This window comes from Enterobacter sp. 148H3 (genome assembly GCF_034107425.1).
GTDB classification, from domain to species: Bacteria; Pseudomonadota; Gammaproteobacteria; order Enterobacterales; family Enterobacteriaceae; genus Enterobacter; species Enterobacter vonholyi.
On sequence record NZ_JAWNEI010000004.1, the window covers coordinates 343,807 to 367,295 of the forward strand.

Below are 23,489 nucleotides of genomic sequence, written 5' to 3' on the forward strand. Positions count from 1 at the left end.
TGTGGGAGAGGGCTGGGTGAGGGCATCAGGCCGCACTATTTATTGATAGAGGGGAAACCATGCACACCACCCACCGCACGTTCATTCTCGCCGGCCATACCGTACACCACGTCACCTTCGACCCAACCACCTTCACCGACGCCGATCTTCTCTGGCTCCCCCATCACGCAGAGCTTTCAAAAGCCGGACGCAAACGCAAAGCCGAGCATCTGGCAGGCCGCATTGCCGCCGCACATGCCTTACCTGAGCACACCGTCCCCGGCATCGGCCCCAGCGGTGAACCGCTCTGGCCGGAAGGCGTCTCAGGGAGCATCACCCACAGCGGCACGCAGGCGATGGCGGTTGCCGTGCGTTATCCAGACGCGCTTGTGGGTATTGATTGCGAAGCCATTCTTCCTGACCGTGAAGCCCGAGAAATCCAGGACGGCATCATTAATGCACAGGAAGCGATGTGCCTGACGCGCTCGGGCTACCCCTTTGCGCTGGCGTTGACGCTTGCATTCAGCGCCAAAGAAAGTTTGTTTAAGGCGTTCTTTCCGCAGGTGAAGACTTTTATGGGGTTTGAGTGGGCGAGAGTCACAGAGTTAACGGAAAAAACAATCACGCTGGCGCTTTCGCACCCGGCTGGAGACTATCCTGAGGGTAAACGCTTCACCCTCATCTGGCAGAATAATGATACGAGCGTGTGGACACTGCTAAAAGCCTGATGGCGCAACGCTTATCAGGCCTACAGTAAAGCGGTTTGTAGGCCGGGTAAGCGCAGTGCCACCCGGCATGAGGACAGCGGCGATGCCTTTATACGTTCTTCAGATCAAGGCTCAAACATCCGGGAACATCACGCTATTACCCGGCGCTTCCCTGTGGAGATGGATAAAGTTCAGGTGCCGTTCATACTGATCCAGGATGTCGGTAATCACCTGCTCCTTGCTGTAGTCCATCAAATCATTCCCCTGGCTTCCTTCAAGCAGGAAGGTTTCCAGCCGGTAGTAGGTCGATTTCCCGCTGCGCGCCCGGTAGGTAAAGCCGGGGACCGAGTACTGCTGCGGCCAGATCTGGTAGACAAAGTTCTGCTCGTCGCCCATGTGCACCAGCAGATCCAGGTGACCCAGGGTTTCACCCTCCTCTGGCGGCAGGTTTTTCAGCTCCACGTACGCACCGCGCAGCTTCAGCTCCTGCGCCACCTCTTCCATTGCCGGGAAGCAGACGGTCTCCATCATCTGTTTGGTGTAGCGCGTGCCCGGGTAATTCATCAGGCGCGACAGGCGTTTCTTCCAGCTCAGCCTGTCCTGCGCCCCCATCGGACGCGGTGCGGTATCGCGGCTGGCGCTGACGCGGCGGTAGTCTTCCACCTTGAGCGATTTATACAGCCCGGCCATCACAAAGAAGATAACGAAGCTGAACGGCAGCCCCATGATCACCGTGGTGTTCTGCAGCGCCGAGATGCCGTTGGTCATCAGCATGCCGAGCGTCAGCAGGCCGATGGCGACGGACCAGAAGATGCGCAGCCAGTTCGGCGCGTCGCTGTTAATATCCTTCAGCTTCGAGGTGAAGTTGCCCAGCACCAGCGCGCCGGAATCGGCCGAGGTGACGTAAAACAGCAGGCCGGTGATGGTCGCCACGGAGGCGCTAAAGGTGAACGCCGGATACTGTGCCAGCAGGCTATAGAAGCCGCGCTCCGGGTGCGCCATCGCTTCCTGCGCGAAGGTCGCATTGCCGTGGATAATTTCGTGCAGCGCGCTGTTGCCGAAAATCGACAGCCACAGCAGGGTAAAGGTGAACGGGATAATCAGCGTACCCATTACGAACTGACGAATGGTGCGGCCACGCGAAATGCGCGCGAGGAACAGGCCAACAAACGGCGACCACGCGACCCACCACGCCCAGAAGAACAGCGTCCAGTTGTTCATCCACTCTACCGGGCGGTCGAAGGCGAAGCTGTTCAGCGTCATGCCCATAAAGCGGTTCACGTAGTCGCCCACGTTCAGCACTAAGGCATTGAGCAGGAACGAGGTATCACCCATAAACAGCACGAACAGGATCAGGCCCAGCGCCAGCGCCACGTTCAGCTCGGAGAGCACGCGGATGCCCTTATCGACGCCCGACGTCACCGAAATGGTGGCGATAATGACGGAGAGCGCAATCAGCGCCGCTTTCGCCGCCATCGAGTCCGGAATATCAAACAGCACGCTCAGCCCGTAGTTGAGCTGCACCACGCCGATCCCGAGCGTTGTCGCGATGCCGAAGATGGTGCCGATCACCGCCGCAATGTCGACGCTGTGGCCAATCGGGCCGTTAATCTTTTTACCGAAGATCGGGTAGAGCGCAGAGCGAATGGTGAGGGGTAAATTATAACGATAGCTAAAGTATCCGAGCGCCATGCCCATCAGGGCGTACATCGACCAGCCCGTCAGTCCGTAGTGGAACAGCGTCCAGACCATCGCCTGGCGCGCGGCCTCCATCGTCTGCCCCGCCCCTTCTGGCGGCTGCATATACTGCGTGACCGGTTCCGCCACGGAGAAGAACATCAGGTCGATGCCGATGCCTGCGGCAAACAGCATCGCGGCCCAGCTCAGCAGGCTGAACTCGGGCTTGGACTGCTCAGGCCCGAGCTTTACCGAACCAAAGCGCGAGCAGGCAATGCAGACCACGAAGACAATATAGAGCGTCGCCGCCAGCAGGTAGTACCAGCCGAAGGTCTTCGACACCCAGTTCAGGGTGCGCCCAATCCACTCGGCAGAAAAATCACGAAAGAAGATCGTCGTCAGGGAAAACAACAAAATCAGCCCGGCGGACGTATAAAAAACGACCGGGTTGATTTTGTCTTTTTCTCTGTCCTGTGAAAGGTCTGTCATCCAGTATCCTCACTGTTTTTGTAACTATTAAAATCCAAATCCGCAACAATTAAGACACATTTTATATTGAACGTCCAATCAAAAACCGCTTTAATGTATAACCAACGCTGATGAATGGAGTGGCAACAATGCCCAAAGTGGGGATGCAGCCGATCCGGCGCAGGCAGCTTATCGACGCCACGCTGGAAGCAATAAATGAAGTGGGAATGCATGACGCGACGATCGCGCAGATTGCCCGTCGGGCGGGCGTTTCCACGGGGATCATCAGTCACTACTTCAAAGACAAAAACGGTCTGCTGGAAGCGACCATGCGCGACATCACCGGCCAGCTGCGCGACGCGGTATTAAGCCGCCTGCACGCCCTGCCGAACGGCAGCGCGGAGCAGCGTCTGCAGGCGATTGTCGGCGGCAATTTTGATGAAACCCAGACCAGCGGCGCGGCAATGAAGGCCTGGCTGGCCTTCTGGGCGAGCAGCATGCACCAGCCGATGCTCTACCGCCTGCAGCAGGTGAGCAGCCGCCGCCTGCTGTCGAACCTGGTGTACGAGTTCCGCCGCGAACTGCCGCGCGAACAGGCCCAGGAGGCGGGCTACGGCCTGGCGGCGCTGATCGACGGGCTGTGGCTGCGCGCCGCGCTGAGTGGCAAACCGCTGGATAAGACCCAGGCCCAGTCACTGACCAGCCACTTTATCAGCCAGCATTTACCGACCGAATAACCGAGGAGAATTTATGTCCCGAATGGCAGAACAGCAGCTTTATATCAATGGTGGTTATACATCGGCCACCAGCGGTCGCACCTTCGAGACCATCAACCCGGCCAACGGTGAAGTCCTGGCGACCGTACAGGCCGCCGGGCGCGAGGACGTCGATCGCGCCGTAGAAAGCGCAACGCGCGGGCAAAAAGTCTGGGCGGCGATGACCGCCATGGAGCGCTCGCGCATCCTGCGTCGCGCCGTCGACATCCTGCGCGAGCGCAACGACGAGCTGGCAAAGCTGGAAACCCTCGACACCGGTAAAGCGTATTCCGAAACTTCCACCGTCGACATCGTCACCGGCGCGGACGTGCTGGAGTACTACGCGGGGCTGATCCCGGCGCTGGAAGGCAGCCAGATCCCGCTGCGTGAGACCTCGTTCGTCTACACCCGCCGCGAGCCGCTGGGCGTGGTGGCGGGCATCGGCGCGTGGAACTACCCGATCCAGATAGCCCTGTGGAAATCCGCCCCGGCGCTGGCGGCGGGCAACGCAATGATCTTCAAGCCGAGCGAAGTGACCCCGCTCACCGCCCTGAAGCTTGCAGAGATCTACACCGAAGCGGGCGTTCCGGACGGCGTGTTTAACGTCCTTCCGGGCGTGGGCGCGGAGACCGGTCAGTACCTGACCGAGCATCCGGGCATCGCCAAAGTCTCCTTTACCGGCGGCGTCGCCAGCGGAAAAAAAGTGATGGCCAACTCGGCGGCCTCGTCCCTGAAAGAGGTGACGATGGAGCTGGGCGGCAAATCGCCGCTGATTATTTTTGACGATGCGGATCTGGATCTCGCGGCGGACATCGCCATGATGGCCAACTTCTTCAGCTCAGGCCAGGTGTGCACCAACGGCACCCGCGTGTTTGTTCCGGCTAAGTTCAAAGCCGCGTTTGAGCAGAAAATCGTTGAGCGCGTGGGCCGCATCCGCGCGGGCGATCTGTTCGATGAAACCACCAACTTTGGTCCGATGGTCAGCTTCCCGCACCGCGACAGCGTGATGCGCTACATCGCCAAAGGCAAAGAGGAAGGCGCGCGCGTGCTGTGCGGCGGCGACGTGCTGAAGGGCGAAGGCTTCGATAACGGCGCGTGGGTAGCCCCGACCGTGTTCACCGACTGCACTGACGAAATGACCATCGTGCGCGAAGAGATCTTCGGCCCGGTGATGTCCATCCTGACCTATGACACCGATGAAGAAGCGATTCGCCGCGCCAACGATACCGACTACGGTCTGGCGGCGGGCATCGTCACGACAGACCTGAACCGCGCCCACGGCGCCATTCATCAGCTCGAAGCGGGCATCTGCTGGATCAACACCTGGGGTGAATCCGCTGCAGAGATGCCGGTCGGCGGCTACAAGCACTCCGGCATTGGCCGCGAGAACGGCGTGATGACGCTGCAGAGCTACACCCAGGTGAAGTCCATCCAGGTTGAGATGGGTAAATTCCAGTCCATATTTTAACCGGGAGGTTTATTTGCAATTTGACTACATCATTATCGGGGCCGGCTCTGCCGGCAACGTGCTGGCTACACGACTGACTGAAGATCCGAACACCACCGTCCTGCTGCTTGAGGCAGGCGGGCCGGACTACCGCTTTGACTTCCGCACCCAGATGCCCGCCGCGCTGGCGTTCCCGCTCCAGGGCAAGCGCTACAACTGGGCGTACGAAACCGAGCCAGAGCCGTACATGAACAACCGCCGCATGGAGTGCGGTCGCGGCAAAGGGCTGGGCGGCTCGTCGCTGATCAACGGCATGTGCTACATCCGCGGTAACGCGATGGACCTCGACCACTGGGCAAAAGAGCCGGGCCTGGAGCACTGGAGCTACCTCAACTGCCTGCCCTACTACCGCAAGGCAGAGACGCGCGACGTGGGGCCGAACGACTACCACGGCGGCGACGGTCCGGTGAGCGTCACCACCTCGAAGCCTGGCGTGAACCCGCTGTTTGAGGCGATGGTGGAAGCGGGCGTGCAGGCGGGCTATCCGCGCACCGACGATCTCAACGGCTATCAGCAGGAAGGCTTCGGCCCGATGGACCGCACGGTCACGCCGCAGGGCCGACGCGCCAGCACCGCGCGCGGCTATCTGGATCAGGCGAAACCCCGTCCGAATCTGACCATCCGCACCCACGCCATGACCGATCGCATTCTGTTTGACGGCAAGCGCGCCGTGGGCGTCGAGTGGCTGGAGGGCGAAAGCACCATTCCGTCCAAAGCAACGGCGAAGAAAGAAGTGCTGCTGAGCGCCGGGGCGATTGCCTCCCCGCAGATCCTCCAGCGCTCCGGCGTGGGCAACGCTGACCTGCTGAAGCAGTTTGATATCCCGCTGGTGCACGACCTGCCCGGCGTGGGGGAAAATCTGCAGGATCACCTGGAGATGTACCTCCAGTATGAATGCAAAGAGCCGGTCTCTCTCTACCCTGCCCTGCAGTGGTGGAACCAGCCGAAGATTGGCGCCGAGTGGCTGTTTGGCGGCACCGGCGTGGGCGCGAGCAACCACTTCGAAGCGGGCGGGTTTATCCGCAGCCGCGAGGAGTTCAAGTGGCCGAACATTCAGTACCACTTCCTGCCGGTGGCGATTAACTACAACGGCTCGAACGCGGTGAAAGAGCACGGCTTCCAGTGCCACGTTGGCTCCATGCGCTCCCCGAGCCGTGGGCACGTGCGCATTAAGTCGCGCGATCCGCACCAGCATCCGGGGATCCTGTTCAACTATATGTCCCACGAGCAGGACTGGCAGGAGTTCCGCGACGCGATCCGCATCACCCGCGAGATCATGCACCAGCCCGCGCTGGACAAGTACCGCGGCCGTGAAATCAGTCCGGGTATTGACTGCCAGACCGACGAGCAGCTGGACGAGTTCGTGCGTAACCACGCCGAAACCGCGTTCCACCCGTGCGGCACCTGCAAGATGGGTTACGACGAGATGGCGGTGGTCGACGGCGAAGGCCGCGTTCACGGGCTGGAAGGGCTGCGCGTGGTGGATGCGTCGATTATGCCGCAGATCATCACCGGCAACCTGAACGCCACCACTATTATGATCGGCGAAAAGATTGCCGACACCATTCGCGGGCGCGAGCCGCTGGCAAAAAGTACGGCCGCGTATTATGTGGCGAACGGGGCGCCGGTTCGCCGCTGAGGATATTTCCCCTCACCCGAGCCCTCTCCCTCAAGGGAGAGGGCGTTTATCTTCCCACCCAAAATTTTTGTATTTTCCTGCATCCAGTTTCCCCCCTCCCCTCGTATATGCATATGTGAGCAACCCCTTTGCTCCCTAATCCGAGGAAAGATGATGAAAAAGCTAACCCGTGTTGCATTCGTAACCAGCGCTTTACTCTTCTGTGCAGGCGCATCAGCAGCCATGACGTCAGACACCGTGATGGTGGGCGGAGCGGCGATGTTCCCGAGCAAAAATATTGTTGAAAACGCCGTGAACTCGAAAGATCACACCACGCTGGTGGCCGCCGTCAAAGCGGCCGGGCTGGTGGATACGCTTCAGAGCAAAGGGCCATTCACCGTGTTTGCGCCGACCAATGCGGCGTTTGCGAAATTGCCTGCCGGCACCGTCGAGAACCTGGTCAAACCCGAAAACAAAGCCACGCTCACCAGCATCCTGACCTATCACGTGGTCGCCGGTAATTACGATATGAAAGCGCTGGAGCAGAAAATTAAACAGGGCGGCGGCCGCGCGGAGCTGAAGACCGTAAACGGTCAGCCGCTGTGGATCATGAGCAACGGCCCGCACAATATTCAGCTTAAGGATGGTAAAGGTAATGTGGCGAACATTAGCACTTATGACGTTCATCAAAAAAACGGCGTGATCGATGTGATTGATACCGTCCTGATGCCTAAGTAGTTGTCTATACTTCGGAAGTGTGACGTTGCCTTCCGGGAATAATATGGATAACGCGCTGGCTGAACAGCAGTTGAAATTAATGCAGGCGGTCGCAAACGGCGATCGCCGTGCATTTGAACAACTTTATCGACTCACATCGCCACACCTGTTTGCCGTCGCGCTGCGCATGCTGCACGACCGCGCATGGGCAGAAGAGATCCTTCACGACTGTTTTATCACCGTCTGGAGTAAAGCTGAAACCTACAACGCTGCACTGAGCTCCCCGATGACCTGGCTTACGCATATTGTGCGCAACCGGTGTATCGACTGGCTGCGCAGCGGGCAAACCCGGGCTGCCGACCGCGAGGCGCCGTATAACGAAGCGCTTTTGCCTTGCGAGAACGATGAGCAGAATAACTGGCACGACGATGGGCAGGCAGCACGGCTCAGGCAGTGTCTCGAACATTTGAGCAGCGAGCAGCGCCAGAGCATTACGCTCGCCTACTATCAGGGAATGTCTCACAGCGACATTGCCGACTGGCTCCAGCAGCCTCTTGGCTCGGTGAAAAGCTGGATACGTCGGGCAATGGACCATCTTCGGGAGTGTGTCGGGCTATGAATGACGCAGAAAAACGCGACGACATGCTGGCAGCAGAGTATGCCCTCGGCACGCTGCGGGGAGGAGCGCGGCTTCAGTTCCAGAAACGGGTTGCCCATGAACCCGCCCTTGCCGCCCGCGTCGCGTACTGGCAGGAAATGTTCAGCACGCTGGATAGCCACCTTGTGCCCATCCCTCCACCCGAGACGGTGTGGAAAAGAATCGCCCTCGATCTGCCGCCTAAAAAGCCTTTACGCAAAAGTCGGCCTTATGTCGGCTGGATGGTTGCAGCCTCACTCGCCGCCCTGGCGGTCGTTGCCTGGTATGCCACCCGAGCCCCGGAACTCGTTCCGCTGATGGTCCTCAACGATGCCCAACAGAACGGGGAGTGGGTCATCAGCGCGGATGCCAGCCGCCAGCACTTGAGCATTGCCCCTCTTCGGCCGACGGCCGTCGCGGCGCAACACAGCCTGCAGCTTTGGCTGATCCCTGGCGGGCAGGCGCCGGTCTCCATGGGGCTGCTGCATAACGACATACCGACACGCGTCACCCTCAGGAACACAACGCTCCCTCCTGACGCCACGATAGCCATAAGCCTTGAACCAGAGGGCGGATCGCCCACTGGGCTCCCCACAGGCCCGGTGCTTTACAGTGGCAAATTGTAATTCTCAGGCCCTGTTCGCAGGGCCGCTATCGTTAACCAATTTCATTTATATAATACCCTCGGTTACCTATAAGAATTAAATATTAGCCCTGCAATTAGTTTAATTATTAAAAAACGACATTGACAGACTCTTCCGCACTCCATTAAGTTTTATACGAACATCCTTTTATTCCTGATACACAATATATCAAAAACCGCGTTAATGAATTTGTCATTATTCATTAACGCTTCTCTGCCTTTTATTTTTTGCATCACTCAATAGCGAGATAAGATCATGAATAATAGTGCAAACAAAGTTGTTGTTATCACCGGCGCCAGCAGCGGTATTGGTGAGGCCATCGCCCTTCATCTGGCAGATAAACCTTTTTCACTGGTGCTTGTTGCCCGTCGTCTGGAGAAAATTAATGCCCTGGTGGACCGCATCATCCAGCAGGGTGGCCAGGCGATAGCCGTAAAAGCCGATGTCACCCGTCAGGAAGAGGTGCAGCGCGCCATTGACGCTGCCGTTGCCGCCTACCAGCGCGTGGATGTGCTGATCAATAACGCGGGCTTTATGGCTATCGCCCCGCTCAGCGAGCTGAAAACCGACGAATGGGACAAGATGATTGATACCAATCTGAAAGGGGTGCTGTACGGCATCGCCGCGGCTTTCCCGGTGTTCCAGCGTCAGGGCCGCGGGCATTTTATAAACGTTGCCTCCGTCGCGGGCATCAAAGTGCTGGCCCCTGGCGGCGTGGTGTATAGCGCCACGAAATTCGCCGTCCGCGCGCTGAGTGAAGGCTTACGTCAGGAGGCGGGTAAAACCATCCGCACGACGCTTATTTCTCCCGGTGCCGTCGAAAGCGAACTGCAGTTCGGCAGCTCTGATGCCCCAAGCAAACAGTTCCTGCATGAATTTTACAAGCAGGCTATTCCGGCTGACGCAATTGCCCGCGCGGTTTTATTTGCTATTGAACAGCCTGGCGACGTTGATATTAATGAAATTGTTGTTCGTCCGACGCAGGAAGAATTTTAGCCGGCGTTAAATAATGCTGAATGAGGTGTCATTATGATTAAATCATTAACGTCCTTATCAGATTTAAATATGCGATCGGGTGCCGACATTCTTCTTGAAGTGCTGGAGAGTGAAGGGGTGGAATATATTTTTGGCAACCCCGGAACAACCGAACTTCCGCTCATTGATGCCCTGCTTCGCCATGAAAATATTCACTATATTCTCGCGCTTCAGGAAAGCACCGTGGTGGCCATTGCCGACGGCTACGCAAAAGCCTCCGGCAAGACCGGATTTATCAATTTGCATACCGCCAGCGGTCTGGGGCACGGCATGGGGAACCTCATTAATTCGCGGATCATGAAAACCCCGCTGGTGGTCACCGTCGGACAGCAGGACACGCGGCACTACGTCCGCGACCCGCTTCTGTATGACGATATTGTGTCCATAGGCTCCCCGGTCATGAAATGGGCGCAGGAAGTTACTAGCGCCGACCAGCTCCCGGTGCTGGTGAGACGTGCGTTTCACGCGGCCAGCTACCCTCCGGGTGGCCCGGTCCTGCTTTCACTCCCGATGAACGTCATGGAAGAGCTGAGCGACGCCGGAATACAGACGGCGTCCAGAGTGAACTACCACACCGTGGCGGGCTCGCTGGACGAGCTGGCGGAGGCGCTCAGCGAAGTCACCCCGGGCAGGATCATGATTGTGGCGGGAGATGAAGTTCACTCCAGCGGCTCGACGCAGGAGATTGTCCAGCTTGCTGAAGCGCTCAGCGCCCATGTCTACGGCTCCTCCTGGCCCCTGAATTTGCCCTTCCCTACGCAGCATGCGCTTTGGCGGGGCAATATGCCCACCACCGCCAGCGAAATCGCCAGCATCATCAACGCCTACGATGCCGTATTTATCATCGGCGGCAGAAGCCTGATCACTATTTTGTACAGCGAGGGCGAGGCCATTCCGGAAACCTGCGCGGTATATCAGCTTTCGGCGGATATGCACGAGCTTGGCCGCACCTATGCCACTCGCCTTTCAGTAATGGGGGATATCAAACTGTCCCTGCATGAACTACTGCAAAAGCTTAAGCAGCGACTGATCGCCAGCACGCTGGTCCACCAGCGGCTGCTGGTTGCGGCCCGCGACGAACGGGAGAAGGAGTGGCAGCAGCAGGAGGAACGTCTGGCCGCCGAGCGGCTACGCCCGGCGATCTCCCCGATGGTGGCGGCCTGGGAAGTCATCCGGTCCATTCCGGCGGGTACCACCATCGTGGATGAGGCGATAGCGACCGCCCGGCATGTCCGCCGGTTCATCTCTGACCAGCAGCATCAGCGCTACTATTTTATGCGCGGCGGCGGACTGGGCTGGGGGATGCCGGCCTCAGTAGGGCATTCACTGGGACGCGGGCGTGAGCCGGTGGTCTGCCTGATAGGCGACGGGGCCTCCCTGTACTCACCGCAGGCGCTCTGGACGGCGGCACACGAAAATCTGCCGGTCACCTTTATCGTCATGAATAACAGGGAGTACAACATCCTGAAAAACTTTATGAAGAGCCAGGCTGACTACAGCTCAACGCGGCTGGGGCGTTTTATCGGGATGGACCTGGTGAACCCGCATATTGATTTTCAGTCGCTTGCCACCGCCATGGGCGTCCACTGCTGCCGGGTAACCGAGGCTGCAGATATCGCCGAAGCGGTAACGCGCGGCCTGCAGTCAGGAAAAACCAACCTGATTGAAATCGCGATTTCCGCGGATTAACCGCGTGTTTACGCTGTACCCTACATAAAAAACTTATAACCGAAACGCCTCAAGCCGCTTTATCTGCCGCCCTTCATCGTCAAAATTCTCCGCCGCCAGCCAGGCGCGCAGCTCCGCATCTCTTTGCGGCCATTCGCCGTCAATAATAGAAAGCATATCGCTGTCGCGGTTGCGCCCTTTGCGCACCAGCTTCTGGCGCAGGCGCCCTTCCCAGACAAACCCCAGCCGCTCCGCCGCCCTGCGTGAGGCCACGTTCATCGAATCGCACTTCCACTCGAGGCGCCGGTAGCCGTGCTCAAACGCATTTTTCAGCAGCAGCCACACCGTTTCGGTGCCGATGCGGGATCCTTTCATTTTGCGCGACCAGGTGACGTGACCAATTTCCACCGAGCCCAACAGCCGCTCGTTAGCCATATAGCTCACCAGCCCCACCGCCCGTTCGGTGCGCAAGTCAATGACGGCAAACGGCACCAGCTCATCGTCCATGACTTTCGCCACGATCCAGTGCGCGGTGGCTTCCACGCTCATGGGCTGCGTGCTGGCAAGCCACGTCCAGTCGCTGTCGTCACCCAGCGCGTAGGCCTCAAAGAGATCGGCCGCGTGGCGATCGGCGTCCAGCGGCTCCAGGCGACAATACTGGCCGAACAGCGGGGTGCGGGTTAATACGCGCGCGCCCTTCCAGTCGGGAACGATATCGTTAACGGTTTGACCATGTTGATTGATTTCGGGCACGGCGGTGACTCCCTGAAAGGTAAGGAGTTTGTTATAGCAGGTTAAAAAGCAGGCGAAAAGCAGCGTGTTTTAATAGCACGAGCGCATGCGATATTCCCGGAAGGCATAAGTAAAGCTGAATTTCGACTTTGCGGAATGTCACACTCGACCTAACGTAGCGGAGCATAAAACAATCACAATATATTCTTCTCAGGGATCGCTATGACGAAAAAACTGCTGCCGTTACTGGTACTGACTGCGCTCGCAGGCGCAGCCCACGCCGCTACTCCGCCCAACACGCTGGTGGTTGCCCAGGGGCTGGATGACATCGTGAGCCTCGACCCGGCCGAAGCCAACGAGCTCTCCAGCATCCAGACCGTGCCGAGCCTGTACCAGCGTCTGGTGCAGCCGGACCGCGATAATCCGGAAAAAATCACGCCGATTCTGGCAGAAAGCTGGGAAGCGGACGCGGCAGCAAAAACCCTGACCATCAAGCTTAAGCCCGATGCGAAATTCGCCTCCGGCAACCCGCTGCGCCCGGAAGACGTAATTTTCTCTTACACCCGCGCCGTGACGCTGAACAAATCCCCGGCCTTTATTCTCAACGTGCTGGGCTGGGACGCGAGCAACATCGCCAGCCAGCTGAAAAAGGTGGACGATCACACCCTCCAGCTTCACTGGACGGCGGACGTGAGCCCGTCGGTGGCGCTGAATATTCTCTCCACGCCGATTGCGTCCATCGTGGATGAAAAGCTCGTCGCGGCGAACGTGAAGGATAACGACTTCGGCAACGCCTGGCTGAAAATGCACTCGGCGGGCAGCGGCGCGTTCAAAATGCGCGTCTATCAGCCGCATCAGGCCATCGTGCTGGAAGCCAACGACTCCGCTCCCGGCGGCGCGCCGAAGCTGAAAAGCATCATCATTAAAAACGTCCCCGATCCGGCTTCACGCCGCCTGCTGATCCAGCAGGGTGATGCGGACGTGGCGCGCGATCTCGGTGCAGATCAGATAAGCGCCCTGGACGGCAAGCCGGGCGTGAAGGTGCTGAGCATCCCTTCTGCGGAGCAGAATTACCTGGTGTTTAACACCGGCAACAGCGCCAACCCGCTGCTGAACAACCCGGCGTTCTGGGAAGCCTCGCGCTGGCTGGTCGATTATGACGGCATCACGAAGAACCTGCTGAAAGGCCAGTATTTTGTTCATCAGAGCTTCCTGCCGGTCGGCCTGCCGGGCGCGCTGGAAGACAACCCGTTTAAGTTTGACCCGGCAAAAGCGAAAGCCATTCTCGCCAAAGCGGGCATTAAGGACGCGCACTTCACGCTGGACGTGGAGAACAAGCCGCCGTTTATCACCATTGCCCAGTCAATGCAGGCGAGCTTTGCGCAGGGTGGCGTGAAGGTGGATCTGCTGCCTGCCGCCGGGAGCCAGGTCTATGCCCGCGTGCGCGCTAAGCAGCATCAGGCGGCGATTCGTCTGTGGATCCCGGACTACTTCGACGCGCACTCAAACGCCAGCGCCTTCGCGTGGAATGACGGGAAGTCCAGCACCGTGGCCGGCCTGAACGGCTGGAAAATTCCGGAGCTGAACAAGGCCACGCTGGCGGCGGTTGCCGAGCCGGATCCGGCGAAGCGTCTGGACCTGTACAAGAAAATGCAGGAACAGCTGCAGCAGAGCTCGCCGTACGTGTTCGTCGATCAGGGCAAAACCCAGATCGTGGTGCGCGATAACGTGAAGGGGTATCAGCAGGGGCTGAACGCGGATATGGTCTGGTACGATCGCGTTACGAAGTAGCTTTTCCCCCTCTCCCTGTGGGAGAGGGCGCCGTCCGTGCATATTTTCAGGATAACAGTTTTCCCATGCCACATCTTTCCACCCGCGTGCTTCAGGGCCTGCTTACCCTGCTGCTTACGCTCTTCGGGCTGCTACTCGTCACCTTTGCGCTCTCGGCGTTTTCACCGGTCGATCGCGTGCTGCAGATCGTAGGCGATCACGCCAGCCAGTCGACGTACGATCAGGTTCGCCACCAGCTAGGGCTGGATCGGCCCCTGCCCGTGCAGTTCTGGCACTACCTGCAAAACCTTGCCCACGGGGATTTGGGCACCGCCAGCGCCACCGGACAGCCGGTGCTGCAGGATCTGCTGCACGCCTTCCCCGCCACGCTGGAGCTGGCAACGCTGGCGTTAATCATCGGCGCCGTGCTCGGCGTGACTGCCGGAGTGCTGTGCGCTCGCTACGCCGGTTCGCCGCTCGATTTAGCCATCAGAACCCTCACCCTGCTCGGCAACTCGGTGCCGATCTTCTGGCTCGGCCTGCTGATGCTGGCCCTGTTCTACGCGAAGCTGCAGTGGAGCGCGGGCCCCGGCAGGCTGGACGATATCTGGCAGTTCACCGTCGAGCCGCGTACCGGCTTTGCGCTGATAGATACCTGGCTTTCCGGCGATCGCGAGGCGTTCCGCAACGCCCTCAGCCACCTGGTGCTGCCGGTGCTGCTGCTGGCCTATTACTCGCTGGCAAGCATTACCCGCCTGACGCGCTCGGCCTGCCTGAGCGAGATGAACAAAGAGTACATCCTGCTTGCCCGCGCAAAAGGTGCCGGGGAGATGACCATCCTGCTGCGACACGTGCTGCCGAACATTCGCGGCACCCTGCTGACGGTGATCGCGCTGGCCTACACCAGCATGCTGGAGGGCGCGGTATTAACCGAAACCGTCTTCTCATGGCCGGGGATCGGGCGCTATCTCACCACCGCCCTGTTCGCAGGAGACACCACCGCGGTCATGGGCGGCACGCTGCTGATTGGCGTCTGCTTTGTCCTGATCAATAACCTTACCGACCTGCTCGTGCGGGCAACCGATCCCAGGGTACGCTGATGCCGTTATATCTCTTCTTACGCCGGCTGCGCCGCTCCCCTGCCGCATTTTGCGGGCTGGTAGCCATCGCGCTGCTGGGGGTTATTGCCCTGTTCGCGCCGTTGCTGGCCCCGGTTGACCCGAACTGGCAGGACGCCGCCGCTCGCCTTCAGGCACCCAATATCCAGCACTGGCTTGGCACCGACAGCTACGGTCGCGACCTGCTTTCACGTCTGATTTACGGCACCCGTCCGGCGCTCGGGCTGGTGGCGTTAGTCACCGTTATTACCCTGCCCGCCGGACTGCTGGTGGGAATTTTGTCCGGCTACTACGGCGGCTGGCTGGAGCGCATCCTGATGCGTTTTACCGACGTGGTGATGTCGATGCCGCGCCTGATCCTCGCCTTCGCGTTTGTGGCGATGCTTGGCCCGGGGCTGGTCAACGGCGCGCTGGCGCTGGCCTTAACCACCTGGCCCGCATACGCGCGTCAGGCGCGGAGTGAAATTCAGCGTCTGCGCCACAGCGATTACCTGGCCGCCGCGGAGATGATGGGCATTCGCGGCCTGCGCCTGCTGGTCGGGCATATTCTGCCCCTGTGTTTGCCGTCCGCGATTGTGCGGCTGGCGCTGGATCTGGCAGGCATTATTCTGGCCGCCGCCGGTCTCGGCTTCCTCGGCCTTGGCGCACGTCCGCCCATGGCCGAATGGGGAGCGATGATTGCCGACGGCATGCAGGTGATTTTCGACCAGTGGTGGATTGCCGCCATTCCGGGCGGGGCCATCCTGTTTGCCAGCCTGGCGTTTAACCTGCTGGGCGATGGCCTGCGCGACGTTCTGGAGCCACAGCATGAATGAACCCCGCGTCATCGTCGATGCGCTGAATATCGACTACCCCGCCGCGCGCGTGGTCAACAATCTGAGCTTTACGCTTGGCAACGAGCGGCTGGCGCTGGTGGGGGAATCCGGCTCCGGCAAGTCCATGTCCGCCCGCGCCCTGATGGGTCTGGTGCGCAAACCCGGTATTGTAAGCGCCAACCGGCTTAACGTGCTTGGCAACGATCTGCTGACCCTGAACGCCCGCCGCTGGCAGGCGCTGCGCGGTAACGGGATTGCGATGGTCCTGCAGGACCCGCGCTACGCGCTGAATCCGGCGAAAAACGTCGCCGCTCAGCTTGATGAGGCGCAGACCCTGCATCAGCGCCTGCCCCGCGCTGAACGCCTGGCGCGCATTCACGACATCCTCCGCGCCGTCGGACTCAACGAACATGTCCTCCTGCGCTACCCCGGCGAACTCTCCGGGGGCATGGGCCAGCGGGTGATGATTGCGATGGCGCTGATCAACAACCCGCAGGTGCTGATTGCCGATGAACCCACCTCCGCGCTGGACGCCCGCCTGCGCAACCAGATCCTCGAGCTGCTGGTGCAGCAGTGCGAAGAACGCCAGATGGCGATGCTGTTAATCAGCCACGATCTGCCGCTGGTGGCGGAGCACTGCGACCGCGTGCTGGTGATGTATCAGGGCGAAAAGGTTGATGAGATGGCGGCAAGCCATCTCCCGCAGGCGACGCATCCGTACACGCGAACCCTGTGGACCTGTCGTCCAGACGCCAATACCTATGGGCAGATGCTGCCGACGCTCGACCGTTCGCAGCCGTGGAAGGAGGCCAGCGATGGCGCTCGTTGAGGTTAACCAGGTGCAGGTCACCTTTGGGGAAAAAACGGCGGTTTCGGCCGCCAGCTTTAGCATTGAGAGAGGCGAGACGTTCAGCCTGATCGGTGAATCCGGCTGCGGCAAATCGACCCTTCTGCGCGTGCTGGCTGGGCTGCAGCGCGAGTGGCGCGGCAGTATTGCGCTACTGGGAGAAGCGTTAACGCCAGGACGACGTTTTGAAGGCGAGCTTCGCCGCAACGTGCAGATGGTATTTCAGGATACGTGGGCGTCGCTGCACCCGAACCACACCATTGCGCGCACCCTGTCGGAGCCGTTAAAAATCCACGGCGAAACGCAGATTGCCGAAAAGGTGGCGGATGCGCTGCAGCAGGTGGGGCTTTCCGCCGACGCGGGCAGGCGCTACCCGCACCAGCTTTCCGGCGGCCAGCGCCAGCGCGTGGCTATTGCCCGCGCGCTGCTGCTGCGCCCGCAGCTTCTGCTGCTGGACGAGCCGACCTCGGCGCTGGATATGTCGGTGCAGGCGGAGATCCTGAACCTGCTCAACCGTCTTAAGGCCGAGCACGAGATGACCTATCTGCTGGTGAGCCACGACGCGGACGTGATTGCCCATATGTCCGACCGGGCGGCGTTTATGGCGCACGGGGCGATCCAGAAGGTGTTTGACCGTGAGGCTATGTTAAGAGGCGAGCACAGGATGGGGTAAACCGTGCGGCGGCGCGGGTTTTCCAGGCCGGGTAAGGCATCGCCGCCACCCGGCCTACAATTACTTCAGCAGCTTCACCGTGGCATCAATGTCGATCTCATCTTCGGTGAAGATCAGCGTCGTGTTCTGGAAGGTGGTGATCGCCAGCTTCTTCACCGTGCGCATTTCGCCCGGCTTTTTATCAGATTTCGGCTTGATGCTGTTCATCAGCAGCCCCACCGACAGCACCGCATTCTCTTTGTCGATTTTGGTATCGGCAGGCTCTTCTTCGCTGAACACCACGAAGGACTTGATCGAGCTGAGCTTCACGCGCTCGCCTGCGATATAGAGATGTTTGCTTTCGGGGATCACCTTCACCGCGTAGGCGGAAAGGCCTTTGTTGTTGGTGGTTGGCTCAAAGGTCACCGCGGCATCTTTCTTAATCAGATCGGGGTTCGCGACCTTAATCACATGAAAATAGCGGTTGTCGCCGTTTTCATCTTTGATAAATCCAAAGCCTTTATCTTTAAACCACGTTGTGATTGTACCGTTCATCGCTGTTACCGCCTGTCAGATCGTAATGACTAAAGTTTTGCAGCGCGCAGTGTAATGCACAATGACGGAGGAGACAAAAAAAAGCCCCTGCACGGGTGCAGGGGAAAACTCATGTCAGAGCTTATTAGAATTTAGTTAAACACCATCCCACCATCGATGAGCAGAGACTGGCCGGTCATGTAGTCGGAATCCGGTCCTGCCAGGTATGAAACGCAGGCGGCGACATCTTCCGGTTCGGACAGGCGGCCAAGCGTGATGCGTTTGGCAAAAGTCTCGGTTCCGTAGCCGAGCGGTTTACCCGCCGCCTCGGAGACCTGACGGTCGATCTCCGCCCACATCGGCGTTTTAACGATGCCCGGGCAGTAGGCGTTAACGGTGATCCCCAGCGGAGCAAGATCCCGCGCGGCGGTCTGGGTTAGGCCGCGCACCGCGAATTTACTGGAACTGTAGACGGCCAGCTCCGGGTTACCGGTGTGGCCCGCCTGGGAGCAGGCGTTGATGATCTTGCCGCCGTGCCCCTCTTTGCGGAACGCGTCAATCGCCGCCTGGATCCCCCAGATCACCCCTTTCACGTTGATGTTGTAGACCTTGTCGACAATCTCCGGCGTGATGGATTCGATTGGCGTGGACGGCGCAACCCCGGCGTTGTTGACGATCACGTGGAAACCGCCCAGCGCGGTGCGGGCTTTCTCCACCGCCGCAAATACCTGCTCGCGGTCAGAGACGTCCACCTTCACGGCAACGGCTTTCCCGCCGTTACGGATGATTTCATCGGCCACGGCTCTGGCCGTCTCCGCGTTATAGTCGGCGATGGCGACGGCAAAGCCATCCTTCACCAGGCGAAGCGCAATCGCTTTACCAATCCCCTGGCCTGAGCCTGTTACGAGAGCAACTTTTTGCATTTCTCTGTCCTTATGTTGAGTCACAAAATCTGGCTGAGATGGAGCTGGCCCATCAGCAGCGGGTTATCGCTGTAGTCGACCGGAATGGCCACCACGGCCGGGCCATCCACATCCATCGCCGCACGCAGCGTGGGTTCGAGCGCGTCGGCGCTCTCCACGGCAAAGCCTTTCGCGCCAAAGGCATCGGCATAGACTTTAAAATCGACCGGGCCGAACTCGACGCCGGAAAGACGCTGGTATTTTTTCTCTTCCTGAATGGCAACCATGTTGTAGCCGTTATCCACCCAGATGATGTGCAGCACGTTAGCGTTGAGGCGCACCGCGGTTTCCAGCTCCATGCTTGACTGCAGGAAGCCGCCGTCGCCGGAGACCGACACCACCTTGCGGCTCGGGTTGACCAGCCACGCGCCAATCGCCCACGGCAGCGCGACGCCCATGGTCTGCTGACCGTTGGAGATCATCACCTGACGCGCACGGAAGCTGTAGAGGTAGCGGGCGATCCAGATGTGGAAGCTGCCCATATCCACGGTAAGCGTCACGTCGTTATTCACGATATCCTGCATGGCCCGCACGATGCGCAGCGGGTGCAGGGCAAACTGGTTGAGCGAGGCGCCGCGACGATCGAGCAGATCGCGCTGATGCTGGCGATCGACCAGAATTTCGGAGGCCCGCTGGCTCAGCTCGAGCTTATGGTCGATACGGTTAGCGAGCAGGTTCAGCGTTTCGGCAATGTCCCCCACCAGCTCCAGATCCGGCACGTAGTTACGTTCTTCATAGGCAGGCAGCACGTCAATGTGCACCAGCGTGGCGTCGCCGCTGTTCCACATGGACGGCTCGTACTCCACCGGGCTGTAGCCGATGCAGATAATCAGATCCGCCAGATGGAGCAGCCGGTCGCCCGCCTGGTTATTGAACAGACCGACGCGTCCGGCAAAGCGGGTGAAGTGCTCCTGATTCACCGCCCCGGCGGCCTGATAGGTGCTGGTGACCGGAATACGGCTTTTCTCCAGCAGCTTGCGCAGCGCGGCGCTGTTGGCGGGCTGGCTCGCCATCAGCCCCAGCAGGATGACCGGGTTTTTGGCCTTTTCGATAAGCTTCGCGACGTCGTTAATGGCGGATTCCGGTGCCGGGCCCATCAGCGCCGGGCCACTGGCAGGCAAAATTGCTCCCGTGGCGGGCTGGTCGACAATATCCTGCGGCAGGCTGACAAACGCGCCCCCCGGCCTGCCGTGCTCGGCGGCGCGAAACGCGTTGGAAACCACCTCAGCAATCGCGTCCGGCGCACTCACTTCGACGGCGTATTTGGTGACCGGGCTGAACATGGCGACGGTGTCCATGCTCTGGTGCACCAGTTTGGCTTTATCTGCCCGCTTCACCGCCCCGCCCAGCGCCACGACCGGGTCGCCTTCGCTGTTGGCGGTGGCAATGCCGGTGATCAGGTTCGAACAGCCGGGCCCGGAGGTCACCAGCGCCACCCCGGCCTTGCCGGTCAGACGCCCTACCGCCGCCGCCATGAACGCCGCGTTCGCTTCGTGACGCACCGGAATAATCTCGATGGAGGAGTCCAGCAGGGAGTCAAAGACCTTGTCGATTTTCGCCCCCGGGATCCCGAACACCTGCTTCACGCCCTGCGCTTCCAGCTGGCCGACAACCAAATCGGCGCCGTGCGCCCACTGACGTGACTGTTTCTCACTGTTCACGATAGTTCTCCTGTTAGTTTTCGACGGAACGGATCGCTGCGTCCAGATTGCTGGGGTGAAGGTTGGCCTGTAAAAACGCGCTGTCGGCGGGCAGGTCAATCATCAGCTTGTGAATTTCACCGAAGGTGAGCACGCCGCTCTCCAGTTGGTAATCGAGCAGATGGCCCCCGCCCTGACGGTCGTCGGTGATGAAATGTTCGTGGTAGCCCGCCACGTTGATGCCCTGCATATGCTGTGGCGTGCGGAACCCGACCAACACCCCTTCACGCTGGTTAAAGCGGAACACCGGCTGGTCGTCCAGCACGTCGGTCATCGCGCGGTACGGCGGCTTCTGGCGCGGTACGGTGCGGGTGTGGGCGTGGCGGAAATTGCCGTCAATGCGCAGCGCGCAGAACAGGTTATCGGAGGGGATATGCTGGTCGATCGCGTCGTGGATCTGCTGACGGCTCACCGGCGCATTGAAGGTGATACGATACTGCGGCTGGAACCAGGTCATCACCGCGAACGGCGTTTTCTGCTCCGGCTTCGCGGCCCGGGCGCTGCCGTCGGCGCGCAGCTGGTACACCTTGCTGCTGAAGGCAATCATTTCGCCGTCCAGCTCGTTGAAGGTGCCCAGACCAAAATCACCGTGTGCCAACAGATCGGCGATGGTGGTCTCCCCTTCGTACACGCCGCTTAGCAGGGCGCTCATTAGCGATGTCTGGTAGATCACGCTGTCAGGATGCTGGGCGGAAAACCCGCGCAGGGTCTCGCACAAGCTGGCCTCACAGTCGCAGGCAGATGAATGCATCATCGTGCTCGTCCTCTTCAACTTTATTTAGAAAGGTTAAATAAATGTTGACCCGATTCAGCAGAGAGTTCCAATATAGAAACCATGCTGGTTTGAGACGTTTTAGATATGGAACTTCGTTATCTGCGGTATTTTGTCGCGGTTGCACGCGAGCGACACTTCACCAGGGCGGCCGAAGCGCTGGGTATTTCACAGCCTCCTCTGAGTCAGCAGATCAAACGGCTTGAAGAGGAAGTCGGCACCCCGCTGTTCAGGCGCCTGACGCGGGGCGTGGAGCTGACCGAGGCGGGAGAAGCCTTCTACGAGGACGCCTGCAAGATCCTGGCGCTGAGCGACGCCGCGCTGGAAAAAGCCCGCGGCATCGCGCGCGGGCTGAACGGAAACCTGTCGATTGGCATCACCAGCTCCGACGCTTTTCATCCCAAAATTTTCGCGCTGATTCGCCAGTTTCAGGTGCAGAATATGGCGGTGCAGGTTTACCAGGTGGAAGCCAATATGTCGTCGCTAACGACGATGCTGGCGGAGGGTGAACTGGATATCGCCTTCGTGCGCCTGCCGTGCGAGAGCAGCAAGGCGTTCGAGTTAAAAATCCTCGACCGGGAGCCGATGGTGGTGGCGCTGCATCGCGACCATCCGCTGGCGGCGTGCGGTTCGCTGGCGTTAGAGCAGCTTCGGGATACGCCGGTAGTGTTGTTCCCGCAGGAGGTCGCGCCGGGGCTGTACGAGCGGGTTCACGGCTGCTGCGAGCGGGCCGGGATAGACGTGCAGCACGCGCTGCAGTCGTCGCAGCTGTCCTCCTCCCTGAGCATGGTTTCCGCCGGCGGCGGGTTCGCGCTGGTGCCGAAATCCATGGCGGCTATTTCTCCGCCTAATGTCACCTACCACGCGCTGAGCTCGCCGGAGCTTTATACCGATATCGCGCTCTGCTGGCGGCGCTTTGAACGCTCGCGAACGGTGAAGCGGTTTTTGACGATGCTGAACGAGGGTTGACGGCAGCGCGGCTGTGCCCGGCGGCGCTGCGCTTGCGCGGGCCTACGGTTGGGGACGCGGTCAGGTTGGGTTTCACACGCCTGATGCTCTCTGTTCAGCTCCCCGTTGACTTATTTACGCTGTGTTTTCATCATCCGTTTCCGGGACAACGCGAGTCCGTTCAGTCTGCGAAGATCGAACGTCACTTGACAACAGCAGCGCTAACCTTAAAAAGCAGGACTATTTGCTATGAATCCAAGGGAAAATATTGTCAGTACATTCAGTGAATTGTCTGCAGAATTACAGCGTGCTGCCGAGTTCTCGCTACAGAATACCAATCAACTGGTCGTGCTATCGATGCGCGCCTTCGCAAGTGAAGCCGGTGTGAAACCCGCCACGCTGCTGCGGTTGGCGCAACGATTAGGCTACAACGGCTGGGGTGAACTCAAGGACGCATTCATTGATGAACTCGGACTGCGCAATGATACATATGTATCTAAAGCCGAGAAGCTGATCGCCAAAGGCACTCAGCCTCAGCTTTATGAAGAGGTGTTTCAGGCGCATCAGGCAAATTTGGCTTTTACACAGCACGAAAACCATCAGGCGATGGAGCAGGCCGTATCGCTGCTGGACGCGGCTGAGAATGTCTATATTTGCGGCTTCCGGGCCAGCTTTCCTATCGCCTGGTCGCTGTTTTATGTCTATCGACTGTTTAATCGTCAAGCGTCGCTCATTGATGGTCTGGCGAGCAACATCGAAGTGTTCACGCGTGAATTAACAGCACAAGATTGCCTGTTACTCACCAGTTTTGCCCCCTATTCCCGTGAGTCGCTGGATGTCCTGCGCGCAGCCCGGCAGGCGGGCGCGACAATCGTCGCCATCACGGATTCTCCCGTCTCGCCATTAGCCCAGGCTGCCGATTGCACGCTGCTGTTCTCTGTCGACAGCCCGTCATTTTTCCCTTCCGTAGTGTCGGGTATGGGGCTCGCCGAGTGTTTACTGGCGATGCTGGTCGCGCGACATGGTCGGGATGCAGTGAATAAAATCGAAAATGCTGAACGCTATCTTATCGACTCTGGTGCCTATGTGGTCCCTGGGAAACCCTGAAAAATGATTCATTTGCATTCGGCATAAGAAAACGGAATGCATTTGGATCAAAATGAAATTGACGCGATACAAATGGATCCTGCAAGATGCGCTTTATTAGCACAGCGCATTCAGGAGCAG

At 59.4% G+C, this 23,489-nt stretch carries 22 protein-coding genes; 16 read left to right on the top strand and 6 right to left on the bottom strand.

Features of this window, described 5'->3' with window-relative positions:
- The first annotated feature begins 59 nt into the window (after window positions 1-59).
- Complete coding sequence (gene entD, locus USH94_RS08315; RefSeq protein WP_111964436.1) at window positions 60-707, top strand: enterobactin synthase subunit EntD; 648 nt, start codon at window positions 60-62, stop codon at window positions 705-707.
- A 111-nt stretch (window positions 708-818) separates the two neighbouring features.
- On the opposite strand, the gene betT is transcribed toward entD, so the two are convergent.
- Window positions 819-2,852 (bottom strand): choline BCCT transporter BetT, encoded by a 2,034-nt coding sequence (betT, locus tag USH94_RS08320; protein WP_029741651.1) that lies wholly within the window; start codon window positions 2,850-2,852, stop codon window positions 819-821.
- A 128-nt stretch (window positions 2,853-2,980) separates the two neighbouring features.
- Here betT and betI point away from each other — a divergent pair, with 128 nt between their 5' ends.
- The 8 genes from betI to USH94_RS08360 all read left to right on the top strand — a co-directional run bounded on the left by betI (window position 2,981) and on the right by USH94_RS08360 (window position 11,433).
- Entirely contained in the window at window positions 2,981-3,568 is a 588-nt protein-coding gene (gene betI / locus USH94_RS08325) for a transcriptional regulator BetI (protein ID WP_111964437.1), read from the top strand.
- A gap of 13 nt (window positions 3,569-3,581) precedes the next feature.
- Window positions 3,582-5,054 (top strand): betaine-aldehyde dehydrogenase, encoded by a 1,473-nt coding sequence (gene betB / locus USH94_RS08330; RefSeq protein ID WP_111964438.1) that lies wholly within the window; start codon window positions 3,582-3,584, stop codon window positions 5,052-5,054.
- 13 nt (window positions 5,055-5,067) lie between these two features.
- Window positions 5,068-6,732, top strand: coding sequence for a choline dehydrogenase (gene betA, locus USH94_RS08335; RefSeq protein WP_111964439.1), 1,665 nt, complete (start codon window positions 5,068-5,070; stop codon window positions 6,730-6,732).
- 153 nt (window positions 6,733-6,885) lie between these two features.
- Complete coding sequence (locus tag USH94_RS08340) at window positions 6,886-7,449, top strand: fasciclin domain-containing protein (protein WP_111964440.1); 564 nt, start codon at window positions 6,886-6,888, stop codon at window positions 7,447-7,449.
- Window positions 7,450-7,492: 43 nt separating this feature from the next.
- Window positions 7,493-8,047, top strand: a complete 555-nt coding sequence (locus USH94_RS08345) for an RNA polymerase sigma factor (RefSeq protein ID WP_111964441.1) — start codon at window positions 7,493-7,495, stop codon at window positions 8,045-8,047.
- A complete protein-coding gene (locus tag USH94_RS08350) occupies window positions 8,044-8,691 on the top strand; it encodes an anti-sigma factor domain-containing protein (protein ID WP_111964442.1) in 648 nt (215 codons plus the stop codon). Before USH94_RS08345 ends, USH94_RS08350 begins: the two co-directional genes overlap by 4 nt.
- Before the next feature lie 273 nt (window positions 8,692-8,964).
- The gene (locus USH94_RS08355; protein ID WP_111964443.1) at window positions 8,965-9,705 is read left to right on the top strand and encodes an SDR family oxidoreductase; all 741 of its coding nucleotides are present in this window, start codon (window positions 8,965-8,967) and stop codon (window positions 9,703-9,705) included.
- Between the two features lie 33 nt (window positions 9,706-9,738).
- The gene (locus USH94_RS08360; protein ID WP_111964444.1) at window positions 9,739-11,433 is read left to right on the top strand and encodes a thiamine pyrophosphate-binding protein; all 1,695 of its coding nucleotides are present in this window, start codon (window positions 9,739-9,741) and stop codon (window positions 11,431-11,433) included.
- A gap of 33 nt (window positions 11,434-11,466) precedes the next feature.
- Here USH94_RS08360 and USH94_RS08365 read toward each other — a convergent pair whose 3' ends face one another.
- Window positions 11,467-12,165, bottom strand: a complete 699-nt coding sequence (locus tag USH94_RS08365) for a GNAT family N-acetyltransferase (protein WP_111964445.1) — start codon at window positions 12,163-12,165, stop codon at window positions 11,467-11,469.
- 201 nt (window positions 12,166-12,366) lie between these two features.
- Here USH94_RS08365 and USH94_RS08370 point away from each other — a divergent pair, with 201 nt between their 5' ends.
- The 5 genes from USH94_RS08370 to USH94_RS08390 all read left to right on the top strand — a co-directional run bounded on the left by USH94_RS08370 (window position 12,367) and on the right by USH94_RS08390 (window position 17,367).
- Window positions 12,367-13,935, top strand: coding sequence for an ABC transporter substrate-binding protein (locus USH94_RS08370; protein ID WP_111964446.1), 1,569 nt, complete (start codon window positions 12,367-12,369; stop codon window positions 13,933-13,935).
- A gap of 65 nt (window positions 13,936-14,000) precedes the next feature.
- Window positions 14,001-15,014, top strand: a complete 1,014-nt coding sequence (locus USH94_RS08375; protein ID WP_111964447.1) for an ABC transporter permease — start codon at window positions 14,001-14,003, stop codon at window positions 15,012-15,014.
- Window positions 15,014-15,847, top strand: coding sequence for an ABC transporter permease (locus USH94_RS08380; protein WP_111964448.1), 834 nt, complete (start codon window positions 15,014-15,016; stop codon window positions 15,845-15,847). Before USH94_RS08375 ends, USH94_RS08380 begins: the two co-directional genes overlap by 1 nt.
- Entirely contained in the window at window positions 15,840-16,676 is an 837-nt protein-coding gene (locus tag USH94_RS08385; RefSeq protein ID WP_111964449.1) for an ABC transporter ATP-binding protein, read from the top strand. Before USH94_RS08380 ends, USH94_RS08385 begins: the two co-directional genes overlap by 8 nt.
- On the top strand, window positions 16,663-17,367 hold the full coding sequence (locus USH94_RS08390) for an ABC transporter ATP-binding protein (protein ID WP_111964450.1): 705 nt from the start codon (window positions 16,663-16,665) through the stop codon (window positions 17,365-17,367). The genes USH94_RS08385 and USH94_RS08390 overlap by 14 nt, the downstream gene beginning before the upstream one ends.
- Window positions 17,368-17,427: 60 nt before the next feature.
- Here the strand turns inward: USH94_RS08390 and USH94_RS08395 are convergent, their stop codons facing one another.
- The 4 genes from USH94_RS08395 to budA form a co-directional block, all read right to left on the bottom strand.
- Complete coding sequence (locus tag USH94_RS08395; RefSeq protein WP_111964451.1) at window positions 17,428-17,901, bottom strand: cold-shock protein; 474 nt, start codon at window positions 17,899-17,901, stop codon at window positions 17,428-17,430.
- A 131-nt stretch (window positions 17,902-18,032) separates the two neighbouring features.
- The gene (locus tag USH94_RS08400) at window positions 18,033-18,803 is read right to left on the bottom strand and encodes a (S)-acetoin forming diacetyl reductase (protein WP_111964452.1); all 771 of its coding nucleotides are present in this window, start codon (window positions 18,801-18,803) and stop codon (window positions 18,033-18,035) included.
- Window positions 18,804-18,823: 20 nt separating this feature from the next.
- Window positions 18,824-20,503, bottom strand: coding sequence for an acetolactate synthase AlsS (alsS, locus tag USH94_RS08405; protein WP_111964453.1), 1,680 nt, complete (start codon window positions 20,501-20,503; stop codon window positions 18,824-18,826).
- 13 nt (window positions 20,504-20,516) lie between these two features.
- Window positions 20,517-21,296 (bottom strand): acetolactate decarboxylase, encoded by a 780-nt coding sequence (budA, locus tag USH94_RS08410; RefSeq protein WP_111964454.1) that lies wholly within the window; start codon window positions 21,294-21,296, stop codon window positions 20,517-20,519.
- A gap of 105 nt (window positions 21,297-21,401) precedes the next feature.
- Between budA and USH94_RS08415 the strand changes: the two genes are divergently transcribed.
- Together USH94_RS08415 and USH94_RS08420 are read left to right on the top strand one after the other, a co-directional pair.
- Window positions 21,402-22,283, top strand: a complete 882-nt coding sequence (locus tag USH94_RS08415; protein WP_111964455.1) for a LysR family transcriptional regulator — start codon at window positions 21,402-21,404, stop codon at window positions 22,281-22,283.
- 228 nt (window positions 22,284-22,511) lie between these two features.
- Window positions 22,512-23,369: a MurR/RpiR family transcriptional regulator gene (locus tag USH94_RS08420; RefSeq protein ID WP_111964456.1), complete on the top strand. Its 858-nt coding sequence runs from the start codon at window positions 22,512-22,514 to the stop codon at window positions 23,367-23,369.
- The last annotated feature ends 120 nt before the right edge of the window (window positions 23,370-23,489 follow it).